Below are 16230 nucleotides of genomic sequence, written 5' to 3' on the forward strand. Positions count from 1 at the left end.
TCATGACTTTTTTTTCTATTCCTCAAGCCGCTCTTGATGCACAGGCAACGGCAACACATCCCCAAAAAAACGTGTGGGTTTCTGCAAATGCAGGATCTGGAAAAACGCATGTTTTAAGTGAACGTGTTATTCGTTTGCTTTTAAACGGTACGCCTCCAGCACGTATTTTATGCCTTACTTATACAAGAGCTGCTGCTGCTGTTATGCAATCACGAATTTTTCGTACGCTTTCCAGTTGGAATGAACTGGATGATGCACAGCTGCAAGAAACCTTGACACGGTTTGAAAATAAGCCCGTCAATGCGCAAAAATTAATTTATGCACGACAGCTCTTCGCGCGTGCTCTTGAAACACCTGGTGGCTTAAAAATTCAAACGATTCATGCTTTTTGTGAATCTCTTTTGCATCAATTTATGTTAGAAGCCAATATTGCAGGGCATTTCGAACTTCCCGATGATATCAGTCGCAAGAAGCTACAACAAGAATCCCGTCGCCAACTTTTAGCACGTCGTGATGCACAACCTGCTTTGCAACAGTTACTTCAAGTTATTAGCGAACATACTTTTAACCAACTGCTCTATGAAGCCGTTGAAAAGCAACATAAAATTTCTAACTTCTTATCTTCTCTTTTGTCTGAAAATGGAGAAGAAAAATTGCGTGCGCTTTTTAACTTAGCACCCGATGAAACAAACCAATTCTTGCTGGAACAAATTCAACAAACTGCTCCTCTTCCTCTTTATGCGCTTAAGCATTGTGAAACCAACGGCAGTCAAAGTCTGAAAGAGATGGTGGCAAAATTTTCCCAATTAGAAAAAGCGCGTGATGAGACCAATATTCTCGAGATTATTTCTGATATTTATTTTAACACAAAAGGTGAACCGCGTAATTTTTCACATTTATTTCGTAAAAAGTCAGATGAAATTTGGCCTTTTATTCAACAAATGCTTGAAGATAAACAAAGCAAGCTTTCTGTTCTTTTAGAAAAATACCAATGCGCAAAAATTGCCACACTCAATATGGCTGCTTTTCAGCTGTGTGCTGTTTATCTCGAAATCTATACCAATCTAAAAAAAGCCAATGGTTTTTTAGATTTTGATGATCTTATTGAGCGCACAGTTCATTTGTTACAGCGCAAAGGTGCAAGCCAATGGGTGCATTATAAACTTGATCAAGGCCTTGATCATATTCTACTTGATGAAGCACAAGATACCAACCCTGAGCAATGGCAAATTATTCAATTGTTGGCACAAGAATTTTTCTCAGGATATAGCCAACGAACAAATATACGAACTCTTTTTGCTGTTGGAGATGAAAAGCAATCTATTTATTCTTTTCAAGGTGCTGCTCCAGAAAATTTTGCTGCAAATGGAAGAATTATTCAAAAAAAAGTGCAGCAAACAAAACAGCAATTTGAAAAAATACAACTACATTACTCTTTTCGCTCTACAGCAGATGTTCTTAAAAGTGTTGATTTGGTTTTTGAAACACCAGAAAACTATAAAGGACTTTCGGCAGAAAATACAAAGACGGTGCATGAAGCTATCCGTGTGCATAGTCCGGGCGAAGTTGTTATATGGGATGCCATTTCCAAAGAAACGAGCGAATTTCCGCATGATTGGCATTTAAGTGTTGATCATTTAGATACCCCTGAAGTTCGTTTAGCAGAAAAAATTGCTGAAACGATTGCTGGTTGGTTACAAAAAGGCGAAATGCTTCCAGCAAAGGGACGCTTAATACGGGCAAGTGATATTATGATCTTAGTCCGTAAGCGTGATAAATTTGTTTCAGCTCTTTTCCGTGCTCTTAAACACCGTAATATTCCCGTAGCAGGGGCTGATCGTTTACAACTCACCAAACATATTAGTATCCGTGATTTAATGGCGCTTGCGCGTTTTATTTTGCAGCCACAAGATGACCTTTCTCTTGCTTGCATATTAAAAAGCCCTCTTTTTGCTTTGAGTGAAGAGGAACTCTATCAACTTGCCGCACACCGAACCGGCTCTCTTTGGCAAAGTTTATGTGAGCATGCATCATCGAAAGCGTCTTTTAAAGATGCTTTTGAAAAGCTGAGCCATTATCATGCTTTAGTGGATCAAATACCGGTTTTCGAGTTTTATAGCCATATTCTAAATAATGATAAGGGAAGACAAAAAATTCTGTCTCGTTTAGGATCTGAAGCCAATGATGTGCTCGATGCTTTTATGGACTATACGCTCACCATTCAAAAAACAGGCTTACCAGGACTACAAGCTTTTTTAGAAACATTAAGTGCAAGCGAACCAGAAATTAAACGTGAATTTGAGCAAAACCATGAAGAAATTCGCATCATGACTGTTCATGCCGCAAAAGGACTAGAGGCTGCTGTTGTGTTTTTAGTTGATCCTGGTAGTGCGATTTGGCATCCTCAGCATGCACCTCATTTGCTTAAAGTTCCTTTAAACAATGCACAAGGGAACGAACAACACGCTTTTATTTGGTGTCCCAATAAAAAGTTTGATACAAAACTCTCTAAACAAGCAATTTCACATTTAAAAGAGCGTGCAGAAGAAGAATATAGACGCCTTCTTTATGTAGGAATGACACGCGCTGAAGATCGTTTATTTGTTTGTGGATATAAAAGCCAGAAAAGTTCCTCTGATACATGGCTACAATTGGTAAAAAAAGCCCTTGAACCCCATGCAGTTGCTATAAAAGGTTCTGCGGAAGATATCGTAGCTTGGCGTTATTGCATTACCCCTTCTTCTACTGCTTCTATAAACCAAGAAATCCCTTTTTCTGAAAGTCAAGACTTAGCACCTTTGCCTGCTTTTTTCTTTCATAAAGTACCAGCCGAACCAGCTCTCCCAAAACCGTTAAAACCTTCAGTCGCAAGCCTTTCCATTGAAGCTGATACAGAAATTTCCTCCAGCTCAAAACAGCTTTTTACGTCACCTGTTTTAGGAGAAACAAACACTAACAGAGCTTTTTTTATCGAATATGGTCATCTCATTCACCGATTGTTGCAATATTTACCCGACTGCCCTCCACAAAAACGTCAAGAGTATGCTCGAAACTATCTCAATATAAAGGCTTCTCATTGGGAGGAGAGCCAAAGAGAAGATGCTCTTCGTCATATTTGGAAAATATTAGATCATGTTTATCTCAAGCCTCTTTTCTCTGAGCATTCACGTTCTGAGGTTCCCTTAATGGGTATTGTAAAAATTCGTGGAAAAGAACAAGCAATTTCTGGTCAAATTGACCGTCTTTACATCACACAAAACAGCATTATCTTTGCTGATTTTAAAACGGGAATTCCACCAGAAAATGAAGCTGCTATTGCGCCTCATCATTGGTTGCAAATGGCTCTTTATAGAAAATTGTTGCAAGCTATTCATCCTAATAAAGATGTTCAAGCTCTGCTTATCTACAGTAAAGAAGCTAAAATTTTTAAACTTCCTCCGGAAAAACTCGAGGCATTTCTTGATGAAATTGCCTTATAAGTTATTTCTTTTCGTCAAAGTATCTTTATGCTTTTTTATTTTCATAAAATTGCTCAAATAAACACGTTCCCCAATTTGTGGTGCAAAAAAGCTCTTTAATAGTTTATCTTTGCAATAACTTGATATGAATTGTTATCATACCAATCTATAAAAAATAACGATAAAGGATAAATTAATGACGTGTATAAAAGTTGATAAGGATAGTTTCGAAAGTGAAGTTTTAACCTCTTCCATTCCTGTTGTGGTTGATTTTTGGGCAGAATGGTGTGGTCCTTGCAAAATGATTGCTCCAATTTTGGATGAAATTTCAACGGAAATGCAAAACCAAGTTAAAATTGCCAAAGTAAATATTGACGAAAATCCGGAACTGGCTACCCAATATGGCGTGCGTTCTATCCCTACATTATTAATGTTTAAAAATGGAAATGTTTCATCAAATATGGTTGGTGCTACCTCTAAAGGACGTCTTTCTGAGTGGATAAAAGATGGGCTTAGTTAATGCCACATACAGTAACAATAAAGGAGGGAAGTTTTATCTCTCCTTTTGACTTTTTAAACATTTTTTTCTGCAGTATATTGCAATAGCACTTCAATTAAATCAAAAAGTTAAAGCATTTATTTTAATGCTTTTAAGAATCCGCATTGTTATGCATGATTCAATATTCAATGGATCATTTAAAAAAACTATCCTATATAAATAATGTAGACAATCCCTTCTTTATATGCGTTCCAAAATGTTAGGTGAATGATACTTTCTTCTTGGATAAGGCTATCAAGATAGGGAGCCAACCCATAAAAACAAAGATCAATCTAGAAATAAGGAGGTTTAGGGAGAGTTCTTGGTAAGCCCAGAAGGAAATTTTAAGCAAAGGTTTTATAAATTTCTTTTCTAAAATTTGCATTTTTTAAGTAGAAAAAAGCAAAAAATTCATTATAGGTGAGTTAATACTCTTCTGAGAAGGTTAACACTTTGATCTAAAATTCTCTTCTATGTTTCTCTCATATCAAAAGAGTTTTTTCAAAATCTTCAAAAAAAATATGGAAAACCCATTCTCTAAGAAAAACGTATTCATTCCTACCAATTAACGAATATCCTTTGCAAGTTATGCCCCTTTTATAAAAGAGTCAGCATTTTGTTTCATCTTTATGGTGTGCATCATTTCAAATTTCATCGGTTTGTTAAGGCATTACCAACTAAAAAATGATAATGCACATGATCATGTCGATATTTTTTATGGATGAATTGCAAAAGAGCGTTGCAAACGTTCAATAGAATGTGGTGCTGATCTCAGCGTCACATGACGTCCCTGTGCTTTATATTGTAAGGTGAGTGCAAAAGTAGCAAGCTCCAAAAGATCTGAACTTCTTTCTGGCCATTCAACAAGTAAAATGCTTTCTTCACGTGCTTCATGAAGCCCTAATTCATCAATTTCTTCTGCCATAGACAGGCGATAAAGATCAGCATGAATAATTTCAAACTGTTGAAGTTGATAGCTTTGCACAAGAGTGAAGGTCGGGCTTGGAACATCCATAGTGTTATCGTTTGCAAGTGTTTGGATGATTGTCCGTGCAATGGTTGATTTTCCAGTTCCAAGATCTCCTTGCAGCGTTACAAGATCTCCCCCCTTTAAAGAAAAGGCTAAATTTTGTGCAAAAAGCCTTGTTGCCTCTTCATTTTCAAGAAAAAAATTAAAATCCATTAAGCGTTCCATGAAATGGGTGAAAAATTTTTGTTATAATGAAGGTCAAAATTAAAAAATCCTCTCTTCCTTTAGGAGTGGAAAAAAACACTTAACGGTTGTTCCTTTTCCAGAACCAGTAAGAATTTCAACATGTCCACCGTGTAGTTCAACAAAACTTTTCACTAACGAAAGACCAAGCCCAGCCCCTGCACGCCCACCATGGTGTGAATGGGAAGAAAAACGTTTAAAAATACGATCAAGGATATCTTCAGGGATGTCAGAGCCCTCATTGTGCACACTAAAGACAATGTTATCGTCTTGTTCATCAACACAAAATTCAATAGTGCTTGCCTCTGTTGCAAAATTAAGTGCATTACTTAAGACATTCACAAAAATTTGATGTAAGCGTTTTTCATCAGCAGAAATAGAATTTAAGGAAGGAGAAATTTGTTGTAAAAGCGTAATATGGCGTCCATTAAGGCGATCTTCTACACGGGTTACTGCTTGGATCATCGCATCGGCAATATTCACCGATTTTATGTCTAACTCCATAATACCTGCATCAAGGGTAGCAAGATCAAGAATATCATTAACAATATTTAAAAGAGTCCCTGATTCTGAATGAATATGCCCAAGGTATTCTTGTTGACGTTCATTGATAGAGCCAAAAATTTGATCCCGTAAAATATCGGAAAATCCAATAATATTGGTGAGAGGTGTACGCAATTCATAGGAAACATGTTGGACAAATTCATTCCGCAAACGATCAGCACTTTCTAGGGCTTCATTTTTCTCTTGAAGAGCACGTGCAACATGGACAGTATCTGTAACATTCACAAAGGTGAGCATCGTTTGTCCATCAGGCAGAGGAACCAAGGTATAGTCAAAAATCATATCATTTTTAAGATCGATACGACCCGAATATGCTTCACGTTTTTCAGCAAAACCAGTAATGAATTTAGTAAATTGATCCCATTCTTGTCCCAGGGTTAAGGCTGAACAATGGTTTTGTAACTGTGTAATATGAGTCCCTTCTACCAGTAAATTATAAGGCAGAGACCACAATTTCGACAGGGAAGGATTCGATAAACGAAGACGTCCATCAGTACCAAAAACAACGACACCTTCAGAAAGCTTATCAAGTGTTTCACCTTGTATTTTAATGAGTGTATTATAACGACGTTCAAGATCAATTTTTTCTGTAAGATTTTCGTAAAGCCACGTGACCCCTCCTTGTGGATGAGGGGTTGAGATAACACGCACCGTACGGCCATCTGGAAGATTCCAAATCTGTTGGTTTGATTCTGTTTGTCGATAGGCTTTAAAAAGCTCTTCTTTCCACGCGCGCCAATCAGGGTGTTCAGCAATGAGCCCTTTTTCACGTAAACGCTCAAGAAACAGCGTATGACTTGGTTCACTTTCTAAAAAGGAACTCTCCAAGGGCCATAAAATTTTAAAAGCATGATTGCAGAATTTTAATTTTTGATTTTTATCAAAAATGGCTACAGCTGTTGAAATTTGGTCAAGGGTTTCACAATGGCTTTGAAGAACATATTTTAATTCATGAGCAAGATTTTCATAGGCGCTGTCATCACGTGCAAAAGCAGCCATCCCTTCAGCTGTTGTGAGACGTGTGAGATGAAAACGACGCCGTTCTCCATCAATGACGGTATGAACATGTTCTTGAAAGATTGTTTCTGTTTCATCTGTTTTGCGTTGTGTGTTTTCATTGAAAAGATCTTCCACTTCATCACTGCCTTCACGAAAGTTTGTCATTTCTCTAAAGGCGCGATTGATAAAACAAATTTTTCCTTCACAATCTTTTATCCATACGGGCTCTTGAATAAGATCAAGAAGATTACGCTGCATTCTCAGTTCAGTGAGAAGACGGGCAATATCTTTCTGTAAACGAGCATTTTCGCTCTGCTGTTTTGAAATATCTTGAAAACGAGCAACGGCGACTGTTCCGGCAACAACCCCTGTAACGTGTAGCAGCACATTATTTGTGGTGGTAATAGAAAGTTCAAAAGGGTGACATTGAGAACGCAGTTGAGTCAATGCATAATCAAGTTCTCGCAGAGAATTTTCTTCAACCCAGAGTTCAAAGCGCTGAAAATTTTGCTGATCAATGCCTATTTTTTGCAATGTCGAAAGGCCACCAACGACACGAGGTAAGGTTGTTGGATTTTCCCAAATAAGAAGGAGTTGATTGGTTTCCTCCAAAAGCCATTCATAATATTTAAGTTTTTCAGAAAAATCTGCTTGAATTATCTTCAAAGGTTTCTGTGCTGCTCTTTTTGCATGCATAATAACAGCCATGCACGCGAGAAATGAAGCACAAGAAATTCCTCCACACAGCGCTAAAAGCAGCCATGGACCATTTGGCAAAGTGAAGGAAAATGGTAAATAATCTTGCAACGGCTGAGCAATAGCGCGTGTGGGGAAGAAAAAGAAAAAAAGGCAAAATATATATGTATAGATTCGAATCATTTTTTGAGCTTTTTCTTTGGGGGTATGGTCACCAAAGCTGAGCACGACATCTTTCCCTTTTTAAAACCCAAGGAAGCATTTTAGTAACGGTAATGGTTTGGTTTATAAGGTCCTTGCGGTGTAACTCCAATATAAGCGGCTTGTTCTTCTGATAAAACAGTTAATTTTATTCCTAACCGATCAAGATGAAGACGTGCAACTTTTTCATCAAGATGTTTAGGCAAAACAGTGACTTCATTTGTATAGTGTTCTGCACGGGTAAAAAGTTCAACTTGCGCTAAAACTTGATTGGTAAACGAAGCCGACATGACAAAAGAAGGATGTCCCGTCGCATTACCGAGGTTTAACAAACGCCCTTCAGAGAGCAAAATGATGCGTTTTCCATCGGGAAAGGTGATCATGTCAACTTGAGGTTTAATATTGATCCATGGCAAATTTCTAAGAGCTGCAACTTGGATTTCATTATCAAAATGACCAATATTTCCAAGAATACACATATCCTTGACTTGTCGCATATGGTCTAAACGGACAACATCTTTATTACCTGTTGTTGTGATGATAATATCAGCATTGGAGGCAGCATCATCCAAATTAACAACTTCATAGCCATCCATAGCTGCTTGGAGAGCACAAATAGGATCAATTTCTGTTATTTTAACACGCGCCCCAGCACCCGAAAGAGATGCTGCTGAACCTTTTCCTACGTCGCCATAACCACAGACAATGGCTGTTTTTCCAGCAATCATCACGTCTGTTCCACGTCGAATGCCATCGACCAATGACTCTTTACATCCATATTTATTATCAAACTTTGATTTCGTGACACTATCATTAACATTAATAGCAGGAAAAGGTAGAAGCCCTTGTTTTTGTAATTGATAAAGACGGTTTACACCTGTTGTAGTTTCTTCGCTGACACCTTTAATTGCTGCGCACTGTCGTGTAAAAAAACCTGGCGTTGCATCCATACGCTTTTGGATTTGTTTGAAAAAAAATTCTTCTTCTTCTGTTTTGGGATGCGAGAGGATATCTTTATTTTGTTCGGCACGACTTCCCATTAAAATATAGTTTGTGGCATCAGCGCCATCATCTAAGATCATATTGGAAGGATTACCATCAGGCCATTGGAAAATTGCATCTATATAAGTCCAATATTCTTCCAATGTTTCACCTTTAACAGCGAATACAGGAATACCAGCTGCGGCAATAGCTGCTGCTGCGTGATCTTGCGTAGAAAAAATATTGCTAGAGCTCCACCGTATATCGGCGCCAATCGCTTTTAATGTTTCAATTAAAACAGCTGTTTGAATTGTCATATGCAATGAACCAGAAATACGCGCACCGCGCAAAGGTTGACTGGAGAAAAATTCCTTGCGACAAGCCATCAAGCCAGGCATTTCAGTTTCAGCAATATCAAGTTCTTTACGACCATAAGCGGCAAGGGCAATATCTTTGACAACAAAATCTTGAGCTGTCATTCTTCATTCCTTTTAAATCAGTTTTTGAAGACGGTAGGAGAAATTAAAAAAAAATGCAAGGCAAGAAGAAGACTTCTTTGATGTGAAAAGGCTCTTTTAGAATTTCTATAAATTTGTGCAACAAATATGCACTGATATTTCAGAATATGAAAAATGCTGACCATAGTATCAACGAGATGAAAAACCTATGTAAATAGGCTTTAAATTCTGTTTTTCTTATATAAAGGATCATACTTTTTTCATGAAGAGGACTATGATAGGTAAGAAAAAAGATAATCACTTTGCAGAGAGATAATGAATTGTCTCAATAACTTTGCATGCTTTTAATAGCCAAGGTACACAAAAAAACAACGATAACGCTATCATGTCCTTAGAGATATCCTCTAGACAAGGCGTTTTGATATATTATCCTCAGTTTGATTTTTATGAATACGACATAGGGGACACCTACAAATACGCATAAAATGTATTAATGGGAAGTGAGAGGTGTTTCTAATGTCCTTTTCAAAGTATTTATAAAAAAACATGCCAGAGCTATAGCAGAGATATTTTCATTTTTATGGGGTTATTTATTTAATAAAATCTATGATGTTATGATGAAATCATTTTCAACTTGGTTTTTACGAGTATAACGCAGAAAAAGTCATGCGATTACCTGTAAAGATGAAAAAATATAAATTCAAATGTGTGATTGCCATATTTTGCAAAGGGAAAAAATCTGGCACTTTTCCTCATAAAACTTTTGCAGTCACTTGTAAATTGACATCTCACTCTCATGCCATCGCATGGTTAAAACAAATGTTGAGAGGGCTAAAAGCATCCTATACGCAATCCCAACTTTTCATATGTCAGAGTGGGGCAAGATGAGTATTATTTTTAATAATTTCTAAAATGAAACATAATTTAATTTGAAAAAAAAGAGGCATAAAAAGAAAACAAAATTTTATCCTTTTTACGTAACTTTAAAGTTTTTTAAAAGTCTTCAAAGCAATATTTTTTATAATAAAAATGATGCATTGCGTCACAATTTTTATATTGATTTTTTTATGGAATAATCAATGATAGCATACTCTTATTCTGCTCACTCATACGGTTGTTTAGAAAAGGTATCATTACCTTATTTCATTTCATTATTAAGCTTTTTAGCAAAATAATATTAATGCAAAGCCATAAGCTATCATCTTCATGAATAGACAAGTCCAGATCCAGTTCTTCTGGATTCCCATGTTACATCTGTTCTTGCCTGAAGATAATTTATAAGAGATGTTTTTTTCCTATTTTCAATGATTTTTATCAAAAGGACGTCATATACGCGGAAATACGTGTTTCAATGCTGAATGGAGTATTAAAAACGCAAAAACATCAATCTATTGAACACTCTAATTTTAAAGTAGCCAACAACAAGCCCTGAATTACAAATCAAATAATTAACTCAGTTTGAGAGAATTTATTTTAAACGAGTAAGTTTTTGGAAAATTGACCATGTGGACGAAATCTCCAGAGATAATTTGGCAAGAAGGCAGCTATTGCTTTAGGCGTAATTCCCACACCTTCTAAAGTATATCCATTTTCAATAGCTTCTTGAGAAACAATGTTATCCATTTGCAAAAAGCGTATCTGATTGGCTGTTACAAGTGTTGGTATAAAAGGTAATTTACCGATGGTTCCCAAAATTCCTCCAATCAATAGACCAGCAGAAAGAGGCATGGATAGGATTGTTTTTTTACGGTGAATAATTTTGAGTATCGTTTCAAGAGCATTTTGGAAGGTGATAATTTGCGGACCACCAAGATCATAATTTTTTCCCCAAGCAACCTGTCCATCTAAAGCGTGCGCAATAAACTCGGCAACATCACCAACATAGACGGGTTGCAACTTACTTTGTCCTCCTCCAAAAAGAGGCATAATGGGTAAAAAACGTGAAAAATCTGCTAAGGTGTTAAAAAAACAATCTTCTGGTCCAAAGATAACGGATGGACGGATAACAATTGCTTGAGGATGCTTGTTATGAATAATTTGCTCACCCATAAACTTAACACGTGCATAAAGGCATGAAGCGTTCTCATTGGCTACAAGTGTTGACATATAAATGAGTGGGATACCAGCTTCTGCTGTTAATTCAGCAACATTGTGAGTACCATCAATTTGTGTTTTTTTAAAATTCGATTGATTTGCTTGTTTTAAACTACCAGGCAAAAACACTGCAGCATCAGCTCCAAGTAATGCGCGTGCAACAGAGGCACGATGCTTGATATCTGTTTTCAGCATTTGCGTTTGTCCTACTTCTCCTATTTGGAGCATGTAATAAGCCTTTTGTGGACAACGAACAGCGATACGAACGCGATATCCCCGCTTAGTCAAAGTTTCAACGACATGGCGCCCTACAAAACCAGATCCGCCGAAAACAGTAATAAGTTTAGGATGTTGATAAAGTGCACAATCAAATTGCATGATTAAAAAGTCTATCTTTCAAAGCTTTAAAAATAGCTAATTTCTAGCACGGTGGTGTTTTATTGTCACGCAAAATATCGCCTGCAAGATAAAGAGATCCTCCGATCAGGACAATAGCCTCTTTATATTCCACTTTAATTTTATGCAAAGCACCTTGTAAGTGCGTTTGAGAGGATGCACAGATTCCTGCTTTCTGCGCCGATTCAGCTAAGTTTATGGGACAGATACTGGCGTTATTGTTAATAAGTGGTATCGTATACACTTTATCGACAAGGTTTGCTAAAGGACGAAAATAACCGACAGCATCTTTAGTATTAAGCATGCCAGCAATCATAATAATGGGACGATTTGTTTTTTTTCTCCATTGCCTAAGTTCAGTCGCAATAACTTTTCCAGCAGCAGGATTGTGACCACCATCGAGCCATAAATCGATATTAGGGGATAATTGATCAACCAAATATCCATGGGTTAAATGTTGCATCCGTGCGGGCCAATAAATATTTTTTAAAGCTTCATTGATGACTTGTTCTGAAAGTTGAAAACCTGCTTGATAGACTGCTTCAAGAGAAGCACCAGCATTGGCAACTTGGTGATCTCCAATGAGGTTAGGAAGGGAAAGATCTAGGAGGCCTTGATTGTTTTGAAAAACCATACGTCCATGTTCTTTATAGCTTTGATAATCTTGATCAAAGAGAGAATAAGGTGCCTTATTTTTATCGGCAAGGGATATTAAAGTAGAAAGCGTTTCCTCATAATTTTGCTTACCGATAACCACGGGAACATTTGGTTTTATAATTCCCCCTTTTTGAAAAGCAATTTGAGAAATTGTATCACCAAGAAAGTTTTCATGATCATAATCAATGGGCATAATAAGCGATACAGCTGGTTTGTTAATGACATTGGTTGCATCAAAACGTCCTCCCAACCCAACTTCTAAAATGACAACATCAGCTGGATGTAACCTAAACAGCATAAAGGCAGCGGCTGTAAAAATTTCAAAAATAGTAATTGGCTCTTGATGATTTATTTTTATAATTTCACGGATTGTTTCAGCCAATAGGCTTTCTGTAACAAGTTGACCCCCTCCTTTTTGACCTAACCGACAGCGTTCGTTCCAGTTGACAAGATGAGGTGAGCTGTACATATGAACACAGTAGCCAGCACTTTCTAAAAGAGCACGGCAAATTGCTGAGGCAGATCCTTTGCCATTTGTTCCAGCAATGTGAATAATGGGGCCAAGTTTTAAATGTGGATTACCAAGACGTTCTAAAAGCCGAACAACACGGCCTAAAGAAAAATCAAACTTTTTTGGATAATTCTTTAGTAAATCATCCACCACCCTTTGCACTTGACTTTTTTGCATAAATTTAAGCTGCTTTTGTTGTCGAAAGCGATGTTTGAGAGTCTGTGGGGGATGGAGTAGAAGGGTTAACAACAGTAGGATGTTTCATCATTAAACGTAAAAGACGTGCAATGGTTGTTTTCATTTCTAGGCGCGATACAACTATGTCAATCATACCATGTTCGAGCAGATATTCACTACTTTGAAACCCTTCTGGTAGAGTTTCGCGTATAGTTTGTTGAATCACACGTGGACCAGCAAAACCAATCATAGCGCCAGGTTCAGCAATGTGAATATCGCCGAGCATGGCGTAAGAAGCAGTAACACCACCGGTGGTTGGATTGGTCAGAACAACAATATAGGGAAGTTTTGCTTCTTTTAGCATTTCAATCGCTACGGTTGTACGGGGCATTTGCATCAATGAGAGTGTTCCTTCTTGCATGCGTGCACCACCAGAAGCAGCAAAAAGAACCAAAGGACGTTTTTCCGCAATGGCAGTATCAAAAGCTTTGATAATCGCTTCTCCTGAAGCCATACCGAGAGACCCCCCCATAAAGGCGAAATCTTGAACAGTTGCAATAATGGGTAAGCCTTCAATCGTACCGCGTGCACTTAAAATATTGTCATCAACACCAAGTTTAGAACGATAATCTTTTAAGCGGTCAATATAGCGTTTTTCATCGCGAAACTTTAAAGGATCTGTGACAACTTTTGGATTTTCAAGAGCTGTATAGACACCATCATCAAAAAAATGCATGAGACGATTTTTGGCACTGATGCGCATATGATGTCCAGAATTGGGAGCCACAAATTGATTGGCTTCCAGATCTTTATGAAAGATCATTTCACCACTCGTAGGATCTTTAATCCATAGATTTTCTGGAATTTCGCGGCGTCCCAATATAGAGTTAATTTTAGGACGAACATAATTTGTAATCCAGTTCATCTTTATAGCCTTCCTTTAAATATTATACATCTTTTGCATGATTTGAAAAAATATAAAACTTAAGCAGTTACATTTGCTTTTCCGGCTGAACAAACGAGTCTATTTAATATTTTTATCCGTGCACGTATAGCTCTAACTGCATTGTTTGTTTATTTTTAATATTTCCAATACCATAAAAATTACATACACGAAGAGTATTCCCTATAAAAAATTTCTCATAATTTTTAATAACTTACATGTTTTTATTTTTTGACTTTGGTATTAAAACTCACCTCTTGCGTTGGTTAACAAACGGCTTATTTCCTTTTAATAAAAATGCCTCTCCAATTAATCACTAATATCAACAGTCCTCAAGCAAAGAAACCTTATAATATAAAACCTTAACAAGGCTATACACATCCATTAAAGATAAGGGATATAATAACATTATGTTAGCGAAACGCGAACACCAGAGCAAGATTTTTTTCAAACGGTTTTCTTAAAGCGCGTACGTTTCGCATAAAATAAAGCACCCCAAAAAAAATATCATTTTTATTGTGTATGCACGCGTTATTAGATTTAACATCACGTATTCTCAAAACTTTCTCATGATAGTGCCTATAAAGAGTCTACACTCCTTTTATGAAAGGCATAAAATTTATAGGCTCTCCTACTTTTACTGAAATAGAAAGTACAAACCGATATCCTCGTATTCTTTGTCAGTTTCCAATGTGATAATAATTCTTGCATTTGAGAACATTCATAAGTGATATTTTATACTTTTTTAAAAGTGCTTTTATCCACATACTGTTCCGCTGATGACCTTTCAACAAATGATTTTAATTGATTCAATATGAATAGGGGTGAAATGAGAAAGCCTTATTGATATTTAGTTTTTTACTCATGTTATGAACTGATAAATGATCATTATCAGTCAATATATTGATTGATATAAAACATAGGATTTATAGTATGCCTTTTTGACGGGAAAGTTCTGTTAAGTTCAAAGAACATTATTTTTGTGTGATACGTGCTATGGTTTTTTGGGAAAGCATTTTATGTAAATGTGTCATAAAGGCGGCTGCAAAAAGCGGTGTAGCCAAATTAAGAATGGGAATCGAAACAAAAACCGCGATCAACAATCCAGCACCAAAAACTGCTGCGTAATGGGTATGTAAAAAAGCACGCGCATCTTGTTCTGTCCGAAAACGATAAGCCGCAAACAAGAAATATTCATGCCCAAGCAAATAGCCATTAATAACATAAAAAGCAATCAAATTAACACCTGGTATGAAGAATAAAATAAAAGCAATTCCATTACCAAGAAGGCTTAAAATAACAAATTTAAAGGAGAGAACAAGAGAACGTGCAAATGGCATAGCTTGTCCAAGTGGCTCATTTGGATAATCTTGCCTTTCGATGATTTCAGCAGCAGAGTCAATGAAAAAACTACCAATCATAGCTGTGATGGGAGCAATCAAAAAAGCCAACAAAAGAGCCAAACCAAGATTGAAGATGATAAGCATGCTAAATCCCAGCCACCCAGCCCAGCTCGGGAGCCCAGGAAGAAACTGAGCAATCCAAGGCCAAAAGTAAGACACAAAAAGTTGGTGCACACATAACCATAAAATGGCGAGCACGAAAAACGTAACCCCCAATGCTTTTAGTATCATAATGCTATATTGCGAGGTCACAAGGCGTTGTAAAGCACGATAGGCAGCTGTAAAAATCATAGGTTAATAAACTAAGGAAAGAAGTAAAAAAAACAAGAAAGATATTTAAAGAATGTAATGTTTAATTTTTATCGTTTGAATTACAAGCTCTATTTTTAATAACATTAAAGAAATACATTGATATTGCTTTGTAAAAATAGAGGATTTTTACCTTTATATATTATTAAAATAAGGCTAAATTTTTCTTATATAATGGATAAAATAGATAAAAATTTTGTTTTAAAAAAACGAGCAGAATTTAAGAAGCAGCTATTGTAGAAGAATTTTTTTAAATATTTTTGTACAGATTTTAGCTTATTGCGTTTACATGATATACATAAATTAAGGTCGTAAGAGATATTGACTAGGCGTTTTTACGGCCATTTTTTATCCAGTGTAGCTGCTTAATTTTATTTATGGATATCCTTATTTGTTTTGCACGATCCCTAATATTTTGAATTTTAAGAGTTATAAGTGCAATAAAGTAAGAGTTCATTACAGCATTTTTCATACAAATGATGTATTGGAGCGGATAATTTTTTAGATCATTACACCATTGATTTATAAAGAGAATTGATCTTCATTCAACAGGAATAAGAATCCCAAATATAAAAATATTCTCTCAAATTTTCATCGTTACAATCAAAAAATCATTTATTTGTACATTATCG

Annotated in this window: 9 protein-coding genes; 2 read left to right on the plus strand and 7 right to left on the minus strand. The window is 36.5% G+C overall.

What is annotated here, in order from left to right; all coding sequences use genetic code 11:
• The first annotated feature begins 2 nt into the window (after nt 1-2).
• Both addA and trxA read left to right on the plus strand, forming a co-directional pair.
• Nucleotides 3-3479 (plus strand): double-strand break repair helicase AddA, encoded by a 3477-nt coding sequence (gene addA / locus FNZ60_RS02595; protein ID WP_142416164.1) that lies wholly within the window; start codon nt 3-5, stop codon nt 3477-3479.
• A 175-nt stretch (nt 3480-3654) separates the two neighbouring features.
• Nucleotides 3655-3978 (plus strand): thioredoxin, encoded by a 324-nt coding sequence (trxA, locus tag FNZ60_RS02600; RefSeq protein WP_142416165.1) that lies wholly within the window; start codon nt 3655-3657, stop codon nt 3976-3978.
• 733 nt (nt 3979-4711) lie between these two features.
• Here trxA and tsaE read toward each other — a convergent pair.
• The 7 genes from tsaE to FNZ60_RS02635 all read right to left on the minus strand — a co-directional run bounded on the left by tsaE (nt 4712) and on the right by FNZ60_RS02635 (nt 15580).
• Nucleotides 4712-5179: a tRNA (adenosine(37)-N6)-threonylcarbamoyltransferase complex ATPase subunit type 1 TsaE gene (gene tsaE / locus FNZ60_RS02605; protein ID WP_142416166.1), complete on the minus strand. Its 468-nt coding sequence runs from the start codon at nt 5177-5179 to the stop codon at nt 4712-4714.
• Between the two features lie 51 nt (nt 5180-5230).
• On the minus strand, nt 5231-7696 hold the full coding sequence (locus FNZ60_RS02610) for a sensor histidine kinase (RefSeq protein WP_142416167.1): 2466 nt from the start codon (nt 7694-7696) through the stop codon (nt 5231-5233).
• A gap of 35 nt (nt 7697-7731) precedes the next feature.
• Nucleotides 7732-9129, minus strand: a complete 1398-nt coding sequence (ahcY, locus tag FNZ60_RS02615) for an adenosylhomocysteinase (RefSeq protein WP_142416168.1) — start codon at nt 9127-9129, stop codon at nt 7732-7734.
• A 1452-nt stretch (nt 9130-10581) separates the two neighbouring features.
• Entirely contained in the window at nt 10582-11580 is a 999-nt protein-coding gene (locus FNZ60_RS02620; protein WP_142416169.1) for a complex I NDUFA9 subunit family protein, read from the minus strand.
• Nucleotides 11581-11623: 43 nt separating this feature from the next.
• Nucleotides 11624-12943 (minus strand): bifunctional folylpolyglutamate synthase/dihydrofolate synthase, encoded by a 1320-nt coding sequence (locus tag FNZ60_RS02625; RefSeq protein WP_142416170.1) that lies wholly within the window; start codon nt 12941-12943, stop codon nt 11624-11626.
• Between the two features lie 4 nt (nt 12944-12947).
• Nucleotides 12948-13868, minus strand: coding sequence for an acetyl-CoA carboxylase, carboxyltransferase subunit beta (accD, locus tag FNZ60_RS02630; protein ID WP_142416171.1), 921 nt, complete (start codon nt 13866-13868; stop codon nt 12948-12950).
• A gap of 992 nt (nt 13869-14860) precedes the next feature.
• Nucleotides 14861-15580 (minus strand): sulfate transporter family protein, encoded by a 720-nt coding sequence (locus FNZ60_RS02635; RefSeq protein ID WP_142416172.1) that lies wholly within the window; start codon nt 15578-15580, stop codon nt 14861-14863.
• Nucleotides 15581-16230 lie beyond the last annotated feature (650 nt).

Source organism: Bartonella massiliensis (assembly GCF_902150025.1).
Taxonomy (GTDB): Bacteria; Pseudomonadota; Alphaproteobacteria; order Rhizobiales; family Rhizobiaceae; genus Bartonella; species Bartonella massiliensis.